The 15,265-nt window shown below is 65.3% G+C and carries 15 protein-coding genes; 6 read left to right on the top strand and 9 right to left on the bottom strand.

The window, feature by feature from the left end:
- The first annotated feature begins 234 nt into the window (after window positions 1-234).
- Complete coding sequence (locus IEY63_RS05935) at window positions 235-2,223, top strand: ATP-binding protein (protein ID WP_189067974.1); 1,989 nt, start codon at window positions 235-237, stop codon at window positions 2,221-2,223.
- A 70-nt stretch (window positions 2,224-2,293) separates the two neighbouring features.
- Here IEY63_RS05935 and gcvP read toward each other — a convergent pair whose 3' ends face one another.
- The 3 genes from gcvP to gcvT form a co-directional block, all read right to left on the bottom strand.
- Window positions 2,294-5,170 (bottom strand): aminomethyl-transferring glycine dehydrogenase, encoded by a 2,877-nt coding sequence (gene gcvP, locus IEY63_RS05930; protein ID WP_189067973.1) that lies wholly within the window; start codon window positions 5,168-5,170, stop codon window positions 2,294-2,296.
- 189 nt (window positions 5,171-5,359) lie between these two features.
- Window positions 5,360-5,722: a glycine cleavage system protein GcvH gene (gene gcvH, locus IEY63_RS05925; RefSeq protein WP_189067972.1), complete on the bottom strand. Its 363-nt coding sequence runs from the start codon at window positions 5,720-5,722 to the stop codon at window positions 5,360-5,362.
- A 59-nt stretch (window positions 5,723-5,781) separates the two neighbouring features.
- Entirely contained in the window at window positions 5,782-6,852 is a 1,071-nt protein-coding gene (gene gcvT / locus IEY63_RS05920; protein ID WP_189067971.1) for a glycine cleavage system aminomethyltransferase GcvT, read from the bottom strand.
- 167 nt (window positions 6,853-7,019) lie between these two features.
- Between gcvT and IEY63_RS05915 the strand changes: the two genes are divergently transcribed.
- The 4 genes from IEY63_RS05915 (at window position 7,020) to IEY63_RS05900 (ending at window position 9,497) form a co-directional block, all read left to right on the top strand.
- Window positions 7,020-7,553, top strand: coding sequence for a 2'-5' RNA ligase family protein (locus IEY63_RS05915; protein WP_189067970.1), 534 nt, complete (start codon window positions 7,020-7,022; stop codon window positions 7,551-7,553).
- A gap of 10 nt (window positions 7,554-7,563) precedes the next feature.
- The gene (locus tag IEY63_RS05910; protein ID WP_189067969.1) at window positions 7,564-8,187 is read left to right on the top strand and encodes an NUDIX hydrolase; all 624 of its coding nucleotides are present in this window, start codon (window positions 7,564-7,566) and stop codon (window positions 8,185-8,187) included.
- 153 nt (window positions 8,188-8,340) lie between these two features.
- Window positions 8,341-8,793, top strand: coding sequence for an SRPBCC domain-containing protein (locus IEY63_RS05905; protein ID WP_189067968.1), 453 nt, complete (start codon window positions 8,341-8,343; stop codon window positions 8,791-8,793).
- 71 nt (window positions 8,794-8,864) lie between these two features.
- The gene (locus IEY63_RS05900; RefSeq protein WP_189067967.1) at window positions 8,865-9,497 is read left to right on the top strand and encodes an SDR family NAD(P)-dependent oxidoreductase; all 633 of its coding nucleotides are present in this window, start codon (window positions 8,865-8,867) and stop codon (window positions 9,495-9,497) included.
- Here the strand turns inward: IEY63_RS05900 and IEY63_RS05895 are convergent.
- The 4 genes from IEY63_RS05895 to IEY63_RS05880 form a co-directional block, all read right to left on the bottom strand.
- A complete protein-coding gene (locus tag IEY63_RS05895; RefSeq protein ID WP_189067966.1) occupies window positions 9,481-10,155 on the bottom strand; it encodes a lysoplasmalogenase family protein in 675 nt (224 codons plus the stop codon). The genes IEY63_RS05900 and IEY63_RS05895 overlap by 17 nt on opposite strands.
- On the bottom strand, window positions 10,152-10,703 hold the full coding sequence (locus IEY63_RS05890; protein ID WP_229784504.1) for a 5-formyltetrahydrofolate cyclo-ligase: 552 nt from the start codon (window positions 10,701-10,703) through the stop codon (window positions 10,152-10,154). The genes IEY63_RS05895 and IEY63_RS05890 overlap by 4 nt, the downstream gene beginning before the upstream one ends.
- A 46-nt stretch (window positions 10,704-10,749) precedes the next feature.
- Complete coding sequence (locus IEY63_RS05885; protein WP_189067964.1) at window positions 10,750-11,571, bottom strand: metallophosphoesterase; 822 nt, start codon at window positions 11,569-11,571, stop codon at window positions 10,750-10,752.
- Window positions 11,572-11,749: 178 nt separating this feature from the next.
- Entirely contained in the window at window positions 11,750-12,595 is an 846-nt protein-coding gene (locus tag IEY63_RS05880; protein ID WP_189067963.1) for a DUF4394 domain-containing protein, read from the bottom strand.
- Window positions 12,596-12,845: 250 nt separating this feature from the next.
- Here IEY63_RS05880 and nucS point away from each other — a divergent pair, with 250 nt between their 5' ends.
- Window positions 12,846-13,598, top strand: coding sequence for an endonuclease NucS (nucS, locus tag IEY63_RS05875; RefSeq protein WP_189067962.1), 753 nt, complete (start codon window positions 12,846-12,848; stop codon window positions 13,596-13,598).
- Between the two features lie 15 nt (window positions 13,599-13,613).
- On the opposite strand, the gene hisIE is transcribed toward nucS, so the two are convergent.
- Window positions 13,614-14,282 (bottom strand): bifunctional phosphoribosyl-AMP cyclohydrolase/phosphoribosyl-ATP diphosphatase HisIE, encoded by a 669-nt coding sequence (gene hisIE, locus IEY63_RS05870; protein ID WP_189067961.1) that lies wholly within the window; start codon window positions 14,280-14,282, stop codon window positions 13,614-13,616.
- A 39-nt stretch (window positions 14,283-14,321) separates the two neighbouring features.
- A complete protein-coding gene (hisF, locus tag IEY63_RS05865) occupies window positions 14,322-15,119 on the bottom strand; it encodes an imidazole glycerol phosphate synthase subunit HisF (protein WP_189067960.1) in 798 nt (265 codons plus the stop codon).
- Window positions 15,120-15,265: the final 146 nt, after the last annotated feature.

Genomic DNA, 15,265 nt, shown 5'->3' with positions numbered 1-15,265 from the left:
CATCCGTCCGGCGCATCCTGGCGCAACTTGAGCACACTCATGTCCCGTTTTGAAGGGTAGTCAGGGGCGGCCCTTAACGCATGTAACTTGCGCACTACGCCGCCGAACTGCCCACTTTGGTGGAATAGGCGCGGTTGATATGAGTAATTTTTTCTCAAACGATCTGACTTGTCCCGGAATTTGGGTTTATTATGGGGGTGAAAATCTTGCGAAATAAAAACGGAGGTTTGAGCAATGTCAATCGGTATTCCTGATAGATTACTGAATTCTCAGGCTAAAGGATTAATAGATAGTCTCTGTCAATCATTTCTAAGCTCCGTTGATGGGGTTATGGATATCACTAGAAATCCCGAATATTATGTACATGAGAAGGGATTATATTCTTTTGCAATTTCAAAGCCAATAAAAAGAATTAGGGAAACTTTTGGAGTAAATCGAGAGCTTCTTGTTTTAATGACCTCATTCGTTGAACAGCAGCCCAGAACAATTGAAGCCGCCAAAAAAATTATAGAATTACTAGAGGGTAGAGTTGAGTCTAATACTGTAGTTATAATCCACTCTGATCCTGCCGGGAATACCAAACTCAGATTATGGGGTAGGGAGGCTGGAATATCGATTATTCCAATTTACATTAATGAAAGGCTGGGAAAAATCAATGAATTTGAAAAGAACTTAATTGATGAATTCTATTCATTCGACCCATTCGACGTATCTGGCCCTGTATCGGAAGAAGGCCGTTTTTTTGGTAGAAAAAACGAGGCTTTGGAGATATCGAGGCAGATAGTGAGAGGGGAAATAAAAAGCTTTTTAGGGATAAGAAAAATAGGCAAGACATCATTGATACATAGAATTAAAGATGATTTATCCAGTCATGACAACTTATTAATCATTATGATCGATTGTTCTAGAGATGCCGTGTCAATGTGTGATGATGCCGGACTCATGAACTCTCTCGCTGAAGCAATCCAAAATTCAGGTAGTAGAACATATGTTTCTCCATCTATACCGAAGAATAGAAATCCTGATATTGTAACGGCGTCTGAAAACTTGTTGAAGCAAATTATCGCCTGTTCAAAGAGTATCGTATTTATATTTGATGAGATAGACTATATAACTCCTAGCAGTCCAACAAATAATTCTTGGAATAAAAATTTTAATCCGTTTTGGCGTAATTTTAGGAGCATTTTTCAAGACCTGAAGCGTCAGGGTAAGATTGTCTCATTGGTTGTTTGTGGTGTATCTGGCTTTTGGTTTAGAGAGGAATCTATATCAGGTGTGGAAAACGCAGCCCTTTCTTTTATTCCAGAAAATTATCTAACCCCACTTTCGGAAAACGCAAGCGTGTCTATGATAAGAGAATTAGGATTATTATGTGGTATTAGATTTGGTGAATCTGTTCCTGAGATGATCGCAAAAGAGTGTGGATATATTCCGTTTTGGATGCGAAAAGCTGGTTCATATATACATCAGAAATTGCTTGATAGCGACAAACCTTATAATCTTTCGCAAGAAGAGGCAAAAGTTCTACTAGCGACATATATAGAAGAGGATGGAATACTAACTTCATCTGTTGCCATCAAACATCTCTTTAGGGTTGATCCGGCTACCAAATTGGCTAGCGAAAAATTCTTATCTGGACACAAAATTCTCTCTTCCGAAGAACTTACGCTTCATAGATACGGTATATTGAAGAGGCAGTCAGGAAAATACTCTTTTTCGGGTGCACTCTTTGAAAATGCCATCCAAGACTACTTTAAAAATAAAAATACATTTGAATCGGATGGTATAGTTACCCCTAAGAATGAAGCTCAATTCGGAGAGTGGGCTGAAGAACTAGCACTGTTATCTCGGAGAATGAATATTCTTGAGTCAAATTTGCGCTCACTCATATTAAATTTTATAAGAGCTAGCTATCTAAAAGATAAATCGCAGACTACCGACGATCGGATTAAGAGCTGCCTTTCTCAAGATAGGAGAAAGCAGCTTGCGGCATATAGTAAAGAGGCACTGATGGATAAACTTTACTGGATAGAGCTAAAAAACATTATATGTAAGGAGTGGTCAATTTTTGAATTTATATTTTCCGATCAGTCAAAATTAAAATCCGCCTTTGAAACTCTTAATGATAGGCCATATGCTCATGCTAAGCCTTTAGATATATATTCTATTGCGCTTTATAGACGTGAATTGGATTGGATAGAAGATAAGATGTCTAAAATATAATTTATAAGTAGATTAGGGTCAGATATTGCAATATCTGACCCTAATCTTGTTTTCTGGCGAGATTACGAGATTAGACTTCGACCCAGTCCTCCACAGGTGGGCAGCTGCACACGAAGTTTCTGTCGCCGTAGACGTTGTCCACGCGGTTGACGCTGGGCCAGTACTTCCATTGTTTCTGCGTGCTGGTGGGGTAGGCGGCGGTTTCGCGGCTGTACGCGCGGTTCCAGTCCATGTCGATCAGGTCGGCCTGGGTGTGGGGCGCGTGCTTCAGCGGGCTGTCGGCGGCGGTGATCAGGTCGTCCTGCACGTCCTGAATCTCGCGGCGAATGCCGAGCATGGCCTGGATGAACCGGTCGAGTTCCGCTTTGGGTTCACTCTCGGTCGGTTCGATCATCAGCGTGCCGGGCACGGGGAAGCTCATGGTGGGCGCGTGGAAGCCGTAGTCCATGAGGCGCTTGGCGACGTCCTCCTCGCTGATGCCACTGGCGGCCTTCAGGGGGCGCAGGTCGATGATGCACTCGTGCGCGACGCGGTCGTTGCGGCCGGTGTACAGGACGGGGAACGCGCCTTTGAGGTGGTGGGCGATGTAGTTGGCGTTCAGCAGGGCGACCTGCGTGGCGACTTTCAGGCCGCGCGCGCCGAGCAGGCGGATGTACAGGTAGCTGATGGGGAGGATGCTGGCGCTGCCGTACGGGGCGGCGCTGACGGCCCCGGTGCTGCTGTCAGAGGTGGGGCGCACGGCGTGGTTCGGGAGGAACGGGGCGAGGTGAGCCTTGACGCCGATGGGGCCCATGCCGGGGCCGCCGCCTCCGTGGGGAATGGCGAAGGTCTTGTGCAGGTTCAGGTGAGAAACGTCGCTGCCGATGAGGCCGGGTTTGGTCAGGCCGACCTGGGCGTTCATGTTCGCGCCGTCCAGGTAAACCTGCCCGCCGTGCTGGTGGATCAGTTCGCACGCTTCGGTCACGCGTTCCTCGTACACGCCGTGCGTGCTGGGGTACGTGATCATCAGCGCGCCCAGGTTCTCGCTGTGCTTCTCCGCCTGGGCTTTCAGGTCGTCCATGTCGATGTTGCCGTCCGCGTCGGTCTTCACGACGACGACCTGCATGCCCATCATGGCGGCGCTGGCGGGGTTCGTGCCGTGCGCGGATGCGGGAATCAGGCAGATGGTGCGGTGCGCCTCGCCGCGACTCTCGTGGTACTTGCGGATGACCAGCAGGCCTGCGTACTCGCCCTGTGCACCGCTGTTCGGCTGGAGGCTCACAGCGTCGTACCCGGTGATGTCCGCCAGCCACGCCTCCAGTTCCGCCAGCATCTCCGCGTAGCCCTCGGTCTGGTCGGCGGGTGCGAAGGGGTGCAGCTGGCCGAACTCGGGCCACGTCACGGGAATCATTTCCGTGGTGGCGTTCAGTTTCATGGTGCAGCTGCCCAGCGGGATCATGCCGTGCGTCAGGCTGTAATCCTTGTTCTCCAGGCTCTTCAGGTAGCGCAGCATGCCGTGCTCGCTGTGATGCGTGTTGAACACCGGGTGCGAGAGGTACTCGCTGGTGCGCTTCAGGTCGGCGGGAATGCCGTCCACGGCCTGCCCGTCCAGGGCCAGCACGTCGGCAGCTTTGCCCGTGATGACCTCGATGATGTCCGCGAGGTCGGCCACGGTGACGGTCTCGTCCAGGCTGACGCTGACGCGGTTCTCGTCACTGCCGCGACCCTCGGAGCGGTGGTAGCGGAGGTTGATGCCTTTCGCCTCGGCACGTGCCTGGATGGCGTCCACGTCACCGTGGAAGCTGATGGTGTCGAAGAACGACTCGCTCACGACGAACCCACCCTCGTGCAGCGCGGCGGCCAGGATGCCGGTCAGGCGGTGCGTGCGCTCGGCAATGGTGCGGATGCCTTCGGGGCCGTGGTAGACGGCGTACGCGGCGGCCATGTTCGCCAGGAGGGCCTGCGCGGTGCAGATGTTGCTGGTGGCCTTCTCGCGGCGGATGTGCTGCTCGCGCGTCTGCATCGCCATGCGCAGCGCGGGGCGGCCCGTGACGTCCTTGCTGACGCCGATCACGCGGCCGGGCATGCTGCGCTGGAAGTCGCTGCGGCACGCCAGGAACGCCGCGTGCGGCCCGCCGAAGCCCATGGGGACGCCGAAGCGCTGCGCGCTGCCGATCACGATGTCCGCGCCCATCTCACCCACGGGTTTCACGAGGGCACTGGCGAGGAGGTCGGTCGCGGCGATCAGCAGCCCGCCGCTGGCGTGGACGCGCTCGGCGATGGGGGAGAGGTCGTGCAGGTCGCCGTACGTGCCGGGCGTCTGCACGAGCGCCGCGAAGGTGCCTTCGGGCAGTTCGGCGTCGGCGGGTCCGGTGACGATGTCGTACCCGAAGTACTCTGCGCGGGTGCGGATCACGTCGATGGTCTGCGGGTGCACGTCCTGCGCGACGTACAGCGTGCTGCCTTTGCTCTTGCCCGCCCGCTTGGCGAGGGTCATGGCCTCGGCGGCGGCGGTCGCCTCGTCCAGCAGGCTGGCGTTGCAGACGGGCATGGCGGTCAGGTCCATGATCGCCTGCTGGAAGTTCAGCAGCATCTCCAGGCGACCCTGGCTGATCTCCGCCTGGTACGGCGTGTACGCGGTGTACCAGCCGGGGTTCTCCAGCATGTTCCGCAGGATCACGCCCGGCGTGTGCGTGCCGCTGTACCCCATGCCGATGTAACTGCGGAACACCTTGTTCTTCGCCGCGACCGCCTTCAGGTCGGCCAGCGCCTGCGCTTCCGTGACCGGGCCGCCCACGTTCAGGTCACCCGTGAAGCGGATGCTTTCGGGCAGGGTCGTGTCGCTCAGTTCATCCAGGCTGCCCACGCCCAGTTCGGCGAGCATGGCGGCCTGCTCGGCGGCGGTCGGGCCGACGTGACGGTCAAGGAAATCAGCGGTCTGAAGCAGATCAGTCAGGGAACGGGTCATGAAGTACTCCTGGGGGTGGGGCGGTGAAGCGGGTCACACGTCCCCTCACCCCGGCCCTCTCCCAAAGGGGGAGAGGGAGAAAAAGAATGTTGAACCCCCTCTCCCCCTGTGGGACTCAACGAGCTGCGAAGCAGAGAGGGGCTGGGGGTGAGGGGGCCACCGAGTGGCGCTCCCGGTCACCCGTTCAGGTCAGTTGTTCGCGGCTTCGTACGCGGCGGCGTCCATCAGGTCGCCCTCGCCGGTCACGTCGAGTTTGAACAGCCAGCCGCCCTCGTAGGGGGCGCTGTTCACGAGTTCGGGGGTGCCGCTCAGGGCGTCGTTCACGGCGACGATGGTGCCGCTGGCGGGCGCGTAGATGTCAGAGGCGGTCTTGACGCTCTCGACGACGGCGATGGTCTCGCCGGCCTCGACGACGCGGCCCACTTCGGGCAGTTCGACGTACACGACGTCGCCCAGCTGCTCCTGCGCGAAGTCGGTGATGCCGACGGTGCCATCAGCGGCGAGCCATTCGTGGGAGGCGGCGTACTTCAGTTCGGTGGGGGTGGTGGTCATGGTCGTATTCTCCGGGTTTCAGGCGCGGGGGGTGTGTGCGGGCCTACGTGGGCGGCGGGTCAGCGTTTGTAGAAGGGCAGCGCGACGCGGGTGGCGGGGTGGTCCTTGCCGCGCACTTCCACATCGAAGATGTCGGCTCCGGCGTGCTCGGCGTTCACGAGGGCCATGGCGATGGGGTGCCCGAAGGTGGGGCTGCTCGTGCCGCTGGTGACGTGACCGACGACTTCACCGCCGACCTTGACGGGGTAGCCCTCGCGCACGGGCACGCGCTCCAGTTTCAGGCCGATGAGGGTCTGGGTGGGGGCCATGCGGATGTGCTCGTGGCCGACGTGGGTCTTGTCCTTCACGACCCAGCTGTACGTGCTGCTCAGCGGGTGAATGGTGTCACTGAATTCGTGCCCGTAGAGGGGGAAGCCTGCTTCGAGGCGCAGGGTGTCGCGCGCGCCCAGTCCGGCGGGCGTCAGGCCGATCGCCAGGAGTTTGTCCCAGACTGTTTCGGCTTCGCTGGCGTCCGTGAACACTTCGAAGCCGTCCTCACCGGTGTACCCGGTGCGGGCCAGCATCACGTCGAAACCGAACAGTTTGGCGGGGAAGAAGGCGTTCTTCTTCTTGGCGCTCAGGTCGGTGCCGGTGTGGGGTTGCAGCAGGCTCTCGGTCTGAGGACCCTGCACGGCCAGGAGGGCCCAGCGGTCGCTCTCGTCGGTCAGGGTGACGTCGAACTCGCCCGCATGCTGCTGGAGGTGCGCCCAGTCCTTGGCGATGTTGCTGGCGTTCACGACCGTCAGGTACTCGTCTGGCGCGACCATGTAGATGTAGATGTCGTCCACGAGGCCGCCGGACACGCCGGGCAGCCAGTTGTACTGCGCGCGGCCGGGCTTGAGTTTGCTGACGTCGTTGGTGGTGACGTGCTGCAGGAACGCCAGCGCACCCGCACCCTGCACGCGGAATTCGCCCATGTGGGACACGTCGAACACACCGGCGGCGTTGCGCACGGCGTCGTGTTCGGCTTTCACGCCCGCGTACTGCACGGGCATGTCCCACCCGCCGAAGGGCACCATTCGGGCTCCGGCGCGCAGGTGCGCGGCATGCAGGGGCGTCCGCTTCAGCGGCTCGGTGGGGGACTGGTTCACACCTGAAACTGTAGCCGACCCACCCCCGGAGCGTCCGGGCCGTCTGGACGCCTGGGGGGTGTACGCTGAGCTGTGAAATCTATGAAAAATGGCGTTCCACAGGATAAAAAACTGAGCTGGGCCAGCCCGGTGACCGGCCCGTCAGTTCCCGTCAGGCGGTCCATCCCGTGAGCCCCTCGTACCTGCTGGCGCTGCGGCCTCCGCCGGAGATCGAGGCCCGCATCGTGGCGTTCCGGGAGGCCCACGGCGTGCGCGACGCGGCGGCGGTGCCGCACATCACGGTCAAGGCCCGCAGTGGCCTGAAGGACGACCTGCGCTGGCTGGAACTGCTCCCGGCGGTGGCGGCGGCGACCCCGCCCATCCCGGTCGAACTCCTCGCGCCGCGCGTGTTCCCGAATGGCAGTGCCCTGTACCTGCCCGCCCGCAGCCCTGGGTCTGTGCGGCTGCACCTCGCCCTGCTGGACGCCCTGCGCCCTGCGCGCCGCTTCGAGTACGAAGGGCCGCAGATGACCCCGCACCTCACGCTCGCCCTGGGGCGGCGGGACGCAAGCCTGAATGCGCTGCTGGACGCGGCGGGGCAGACCTTCCCCCAGCCCCTGACCTTCACGGCCACCGAACTCGTCTGGATGCGTAAGCCCGGCCCGGGCGGCGCCTACCAGCCCGTGCAGGCGTGGCCGCTGAGCGGCGGGGCGGCCACGTAGAGTGACGGGCATGCCGACCCTCGCGCAACTCCGGGAACTTCAGGCCCTCGCGCAGGAGGGCCTGACGTACTCCCGCGATCCGTTCGACCTGACGCGCTTCGCGCGGCTGCGGGACCTGACCGCCGAGCTGCTGGCCGAGCAGACCGGGCAGACCCCCGCCACCATCACCGGGCTGCTGCGCGTGGAGGAGGGGTACCTGACGCCGAAGGTGGACGTGCGGGCCGTCGTGCTGAACGCGGCGGGCGAGGTCCTGCTGACCCGCGAGCGCAGCGACGGAGCCTGGAGCCTCCCCGGCGGGTGGGCCGACCCCGGTGAGAGCCCCACCCAGATCGCCGTGCGCGAGGTGTTCGAGGAGACCGGGCACACGGTACGCGCCGCGCGCCTGCTGGCCGTGATGGACAAGGCGCAGCATCCGCACCCGCCGGACCTGTGGGCGGTGTACAAGCTGTTCGTGCAGTGCGACCTGACGGGCGTCGGGGACGCGGCCCACGCGGAGAACCTGGAGACACTGGACAGCGCCTTCTTCCCCATGGACGCCCTGCCGCCCCTGAGCCTGCCGCGCAACCTGCCGGATCAGGTGCGGCGCGTGGTGGCGTTGGCCCGCGACCCGCACAGCGCCGTGTCCTGCGACTGAGGCTGATGCGGGTTCACTCGATCTGAACAGCGCGGTCCGTCCTGGTTCAGTGGCCAATGTCTACTGCTCGCTCCGAACGGACAAGGTGTGGCTCACCGTCGGCGTGGGGCCTGCTGAGGTGCCACGGGGCGGCACCACCCGGTAGACTCGCTCATGCCCCGTGTCGCCCGTGCCGAGATCACCGTGCAGGCCCCCCTGGAGCGGGCCTTCGAGCTGCTGGTGGATTTCAGTGCCTACGGACGCTGGAATCCGTTCGTGGTGGAGGTCACGGGTGCCAGCCGCGCGGCCGAGGGCGTGCGGATGCGCTTCAAGCTCCCCTGGCCTGGGGGCCGGTTCATGTATTCCGATGAGCAGGTCACGCGCGTGCAGCCTCCCGCTGACGGCGCAGCGCTCGTCGCGTGGCGGTACGACAGCCCACTGGCCCGCTGGGGCCTCCTGAGGTCGGAGCGGGTGCAGACGCTCCGGCAACTGCCGAACGGCGACACGGCCTATGCCACCAAGGAGGTCTTCCACGGTCCGGCGGCCGCCTTCGTGCCCGTACGGTGGGTGCAGGCGGGATTCGAGGCGCAGGCGCGGGCCATCCGGGATCACCTGTCGCCCAGCTGAAGGACGGCTGCCAGGTTGATTCGGTGTTCCAGCCGACGGTCCCGGCGCGCTGGGCGTCGCTTACTACCGGCATGCACACCCTGATTCTGGGCGCGACGGGCGGGATCGGCGCGGCGACGGCGCGGGCCTTTGCGGCCGCAGGGCACACGCTGACCCTCTCCGGGCGCAACGAGGCGCGACTGGCCGCCCTGGCGGCTGAATTGGGCGCGGTCGGTCGTGCGGCGGATGTGGGTTTTGAGAGTCACGTCCGCACGCTGCTGGACGCCGCCCCGGAGCTGGACACCCTGGTGTACGCGGCGGGCGCGGCCCATCCGGAACCGCTGCGGGACGCGGACCCCACGCACGTCCGCGCGGTGTGGAACGCGAATTACTTCGGGGCGCTGTGGACGCTGAAATATGGGCTGGGGCGGCTCGCGCCGGGCGGACGGGTGTACCTGCTGGGCGCGCGGCCGGAACTGGTGACCGCGCGAGGATTCAGTCAGTACGCGGCGAGCAAGGCGGCGCTGGCGCGCGCGGCGGAGGTCGCGCGGCTGGAGCACCGGGGCGTGGGCCTCACGCTGGTGCTGCCGCCCGCAGTGGAGACGGGCCTGTGGGCGCAGGTGGGGCGCGTGCCGCGCGGCGCGCTGGCGGCAGACGCGGTGGCGCGCGCCCTCGTCACGGACCGTGCGGGCGAGGCGCAGGCGGAACTCAGGATCGACGCGTGAGCCGCAGCAGGCCCTGCGTGAGGTTCCGCTGAGCAGCGGCGTACAGCGCCAGCATGAGGCCCTCGGTCAGCGCGCGGCTCAGTCGCCCTCGCAGGAGGGAGCGCCGCACCAGGATCAGGAGGTCGGAGGCCACGAACTGCCACCCGCCCCGGCGCAGCAGGCGCGCGGCCTCCGGGTGCTCGTGGGCCAGGCGGGGATCGGCGGTCAGCAGCGCCATGACGTTCAGCAGCGCCCCGTACCCACTCAGGACGGGCAGACTGGCCGGGTCGTGCCGGATCAGCAGGCCGGCGCCCAGCAGCAGCCCGGCGGCGCGGGCAGGCCACCCGCCCGCGTGGGGCCGGGCGCCGCACCGCCACAGCAGCGTGACGGTCAGCAGCTGGGCCAGCGCGTACCACGCCGCGCCGCCCCGGAACGCGCGGGGATTCCCGCGGGGGTGCGGCTGGTGAGTGGACCTGGCGATGGTCACGCCGCCCAGCGCTGCCGCGCCCAGGGCCAGCAGCAGCGTCAGGGTGTCCCGCGGGGGTCGCGCGGCGTGGTCACGCGCCACCTCGGTGGCCAGCGTAGCGATCAGCGCGGCCTCGGCGAGCTGGTGTTCACGTGGCCGGTCTAGCAGGCCGGCGAGGACGGTCGCCCCCGCGGTGAATAGGAAGAGGTTCACACGGTTGCCTGCGCGCCGCGCTCGGTGACCAGCCAGTGCACCGGCAGGTCGTGGGGCTCACGCGGCAGTTCCGGGACCAGCAGCGCGTGCTGGATCACGCCGACCGTCACGCCCCGGAAGGCGGGCAGCAGGCGGTCGTAGAATCCGCCCCCGTACCCCAGGCGCACGCCCGCACGGTCAAAGGCCAGTCCCGGCAGCAGGATCGCGTCCACCACGTCCAGCGGCACCTGCGGCGCGTCCGCGGGTGGTTGCAGCGCCCCGAAGCGGCTGAGTTCCGTCGCGCTGTCCCACGGGTGCAGCGTCAGGCGCGGCTCGGGCCGGAAGCGGGCGCGGGGCGCCAGCAGCTCGAAGTCGCCGCTCAGGGCGCTCACGTCCGGCTCGCCACTCAGGGCGCGGTAGGCCAGGACCCGCCGCGCGCTCAGCTCAGTCAGAAACGCTTGCAGGGCGGCCGTGACCGGGGTGGACACGTCCGGCTGCTCGGCCCGCACGGCGCGCGCCCAGCGGCGCCACTGGTCTTTCGGGGCATCGGGGGACAGAGCGTCAGGCACGCCCGACACTATGCCAGAGGCCCGGACGGGCCCGTGACCGCCGCGGTCAGGAGCCGGGTGCGCCGTTGGGCCGGTCGAAGTCATGCCACGCTGACCCGTCGAACAGGGCGTGCCAGGGGGCCGGCGCGATCACCTGCGTGAAGGTGTTCAGGCCCGTCTCGGGCGCCCAGTGGTGCAGCAGGCACGTGGGCGGTTGACGCTGCACGACCAGCTGCGCGGGCTGGTTCAGGTCGGGGTTCAGGGTGGCGTCCGTGCCGGGGCAGGTCATCACGGTCGTGTGCGCGAACCCCGCCGTGACGCTCATGTGCAGGTGCCCGGCCACCACGCGCAGCACCTGCGGGTGTTCCAGCAGCAGGTCGCACAGCGCCTCCCGGCCGCGCAGGTCCATGCCGTCCATCACCGTCAGGCCCGTGTGCAGCGGCGGGTGGTGCATGAACAGCAGCGTGGGCCGCTCCGGCGCCTCGCGCAGCTGCGCCTCAAGCCAGTCCAACCGCGCGCGGTCCAGTGCCCCGCCCGCCTGCCCGGGCCGGTGGGTGTCCAGGCCGATCAGGCGCAGCGGGAAATCCTCCACGGCGTACTGCATGAAGCCCGGCAGGTTCGGGGTGGGCGGCGGGTACCGCTGGAGCAGCGTCTCGCGGTGGTCGTGGTTGCCCGGCACGATGAAGGCCGGGACGCGCAGCGCGCTCAGCAGCTCTCCGAACAGGTCGTACTCGTCGGGCCGCCCGTGCTCCACGCAGTCCCCGGTGATCAGTACGGCGTCCGGCAGGACCGGCATGGTATTCACGTGCGCGACCGCCCGCGCGAACGCGGCGGCCTTCTGAGGGAACCGATGATCGACGTGCGGATCACTGAGTTGAATCACCTGCATGCCTGTCACCCCCGGACGCCCGCGCGGCCCGGAGGCCCGGCGCTGCCCTCAGTGTGCGCCTTTTCGTATGACGAAATTCACACGTTTCGACACTTCTCATTCAGCGTTCGCCAGGTGAGCCGCGCGCGGAGGCCAGCTTGCTGCTCGGCTGACCTCCGCGCGCCCGGACGGGAGTGAATCAGGGCGTCATGAGTTTCAGCGCCACGCTGCTCAACGCCACATTCACAGTGCCCTTCTGGGTGGCCTGGCCGCTGGTCAGGTTGACGGTGTACAGCGTGGTGTTCGTCGCGCCGGCGCTACTGAGCACGGCCAGGTTCGCCCCGGCGATGTCCAGTCCGGTCCGGCCGGGCGTGACGTTCACGCCCAGTGCCCCCACGGTCTGCAGGGTGTTGAAGGTGGGACCGCCCGCCGCCGGATGCGTGATCAGGGCGTCCAGATCGGCGTCCACGGAGTACAGCGTGGTGGACTGGCCGGAGTTGGCCTTCCCGGTGTCATTGAATGAGTTCGTGTACGCCGCCGCGACCAGGTTGGGGTTCTTCCCGGCGTTCACATCGGTCGGGGCGTACGCGAAGGTACCGTCGGCGGTGGTGCCGGTCGTGGCGGGGACCGGCGCGCCGGCCAGCGTGTGCCGCGCGTTGAAGTCGCCCGTGCCGAGCACGCGCAGGCGGTTCGCGGCGGGGTTGAAGTCCACGGCCACGACCGACGTTCCGTTCAGGGTGACGCTGCTGTCGTCGGTGGTCCAGCCGGTCGTGGCGTCAATCCGGTACACCTTGCCGCTGCTGGTCACGCCGTACAGCTGCCCGTCAGTGTTGCGGACGTCCAGGTCAACCAGCGTTTCGCCGTTGCCCAGCCCGTTGATGGTCAGGCTGCGCAGGCTGGCCTGAGGGTTGTCCAGGCCGAAGGTGTACAGCGTGTTGCTGCCCAGGCCGTAGGCCACCTGCCCGGCGGGCGCGGCCGGGGTGCGGGTCATGGCGCAGGAGGCGAGGGTCAGGGCGGCGAGGCTCAGCAGGGCGGCGTGTTTCATGGGGGGACCTCCGGGGCCGGAACTCAGGGCGGCGGATCGCGGGACAGGCAGCGGCAGAAGCGGCGTGGCCTCCGTGGTGGTCACGCCTGCTGAACAGGGCTATGCGGGGGCCCGCTCCTCGGATCACCGCTGGGCTTCATGCGGCCTTCACCGTTGTGACTTGGTTGTGTCTGGCCACCGGCGAACGGGGGCGCTGGTCATGGGGGCGGCCTGCGCACTATGCTGCGCCGCGCGGCCTGCGCCCCACACCATGCTGATCGAGTCCCTGAACCACCCTGCCCCTGAAGCCCTGCTGGCATTCCTGCGCGCCCACCTGCACGCCCGCGTAACCCTGCACCTGGCCGGTGAGGTCGAGGTGCTGTACGCCGGGCGGGCCACCAGCATGGCCGAGGCCGGAGACCGCCTGCTGCTCGTCAAGCCGGACGGGTCGCTGCAGGTGCACGGGCCGCGGGGCGTGAAGCCCGTGAACTGGCAGCCCCGCACCGATCACCTCTCGGCGGAACTGGAGGGCGGCTGCGTGGTCCTGCACGCCGAGCGCCGCAGTCCCGCCGAGGTGGTGCAGGTCCGCGTGATCGGCTGCGCGCAGGTCACCGCGCTGAACCTTGCGGACGAGGCGCTGTTCCTGCTTCAGGGCACCGAGGCGCAGATGCAGCAGGCGCTGGCCCGCGCGCCCCACCTGATCGAGGCGGGCCTGACCGTGCTGGACCGTGAACTGCTCGTCGGGGTGGGCGGCATCGACCTGTATGCGCGGGACGCGCAGGGCCGTTTCGTGGTCGTGGAACTCAAACGCGGCAAGGCCGGGCATGACGCCGTGCACCAGCTGGGCCGGTACGTGGACGCCGTGCGCACCCAGGTGCCCGGCACCGTGGTGCGGGGCATTCTCGCCGCGCCGGACATCACCGTCCCGGCGCTGAAGGCCGCGCAGGCGGCCGGGCTGGAGTTCGTGAAAGTCGAAGCGCTCCCCCAGGTCCCCGAGGAAGCGCGGCAACCCAGCCTGTTCTGACGGCGCGCGGCCGGCTCAGCCGACCTCTTTCGGGCCTTTCAGGCCGGTGCGGCCCTCGCGTTCCTGAAGCACGGCGGCCACGTCGGCGGGGCTGACGCCCACTTCGGCCATGGCGAACAGCGTGTGGAACAGCAGGTCGGCGACCTCGGTGGCCAGTTCGGCCCGGTCGGCGTTCTTGGCGGCCAGCAGCACCTCGCCGCTCTCCTCGCTGATCTTCTTCAGTACGCGGTCCAGGCCGCCGGCGTGCAGGCGGGCCACGTAACTGGTCTCGGGCAGCGTGGCCAGCCGCTCGGTGATGGTGGCGTACACGCGGTCCAGCGTGCCGTCCAGCCCGGCAGGTGGGGCGTCGCCGGTCAGCAGCGGCTGGTGGTAGCAGGAGTACGCGCCCGTGTGGCACGCCGGGCCGGTCTGATGCACGCGGTACAGCAGGCTGTCGGCGTCGCAGTCGGCCTGCACGTCCACGACCTGCTGGGTGTGGCCGCTCGTGGCGCCCTTGACCCACTGTTCGCGGCGGGAACGGGACCAGTACGTGGCCTCGCGGGTGTCCAGGGTGCGCTGCACGGCGGCGCGGTCCGCCCAGGCCTGCATCAGGACGGCGCCGCTGCGGGCGTCCTGGGTGACGACCGGAATCAGGCCGGTCTGAGGATCGAAGTTCAGGGAGTCCAGGGTGATGGGGGAGGTCATGTCAGGCCCTCCAGAGGCCAGAAGAGAACAGGGTGAAGTTCAGAGGCGGTGCGTGTCGTGCCAGTCGGGCCGCACCGGCAGCCCCTCGCCCCTGAGGTACGCCTTGACCTGCGGGACGGTCAGCTCGCCGAAGTGGAAGACGCTGGCGGCCAGCGCGGCGTCGGCGTTGCCGCCCAGATCCCCGGCGCGCAGCACGTCGCGGAAGTCCTCCAGTTTCCCGGCGCCACCGGAGGCGATGACCGGCAGGTCCACGGCGCGGGCCACGGCGCGCGTGGCGTCCAGCGCGAAGCCGTCCCGGGTGCCGTCGGCGTCCATGACGTTCAGGCAGATCTCACCAGCGCCGAGCGCCTGCCCGCGCGTGGCCCATTCGATCAGGTCCAGGCCGGTGTCCACGCGGCCGCCCGCGCGGTACACGTTCCAGCCGCCACCGGAGCGGCGTTTGGCGTCAATGCTGAGCATCACGCACTGCGCGCCGTAATGGTCACTGGCCTCGCGGATCAGTTCGGGGCGGCTCAGGGCGCCGCTGTTCACGCTGATCTTGTCCGCGCCCGCCAGGAGCAGAGCGCGGAAATCCGAGAGGTGATTCACGCCGCCGCCCACGGTCAGGGGCATCATAACCTGCTCGGCCACCCGCGCGGCAACGTCCAGCATCAGGCTGCGGCCCTCATGCGTGGCGGTGATGTCGTAGAAGACCAGCTCGTCGGCCTGCTGCGCCTCGTACGCCTGCGCGAGCGCCAGGGGGTCGCCCGCGTCGCGGTGGTTCTCGAAGAACCGGACGTTCTTCACCACCCGTCCATTCTGGACGTCCAGGCAGGGAATGATGCGCTTGGTCAACATGGGGCGCAGTCTACGCGCTGCCCCGCCCGGCCAGTGGGGGCCTGCCCAGTCGGCTGCCTGACCTGTCGGCTGGCCCTAGGCCGAATCGCCTAACGTTAAATCGAGTTTAGGAAAGGCTCATCAGCTTTGCTATGCTGCGGGTCAGT

This window comes from Deinococcus radiotolerans, from assembly GCF_014647435.1.
Classification (GTDB): Bacteria; Deinococcota; Deinococci; order Deinococcales; family Deinococcaceae; genus Deinococcus; species Deinococcus radiotolerans.
The sequence above is the reverse complement of the archived record's forward strand: the minus strand, read 5'-3'. Positions and strand labels throughout refer to the sequence as shown.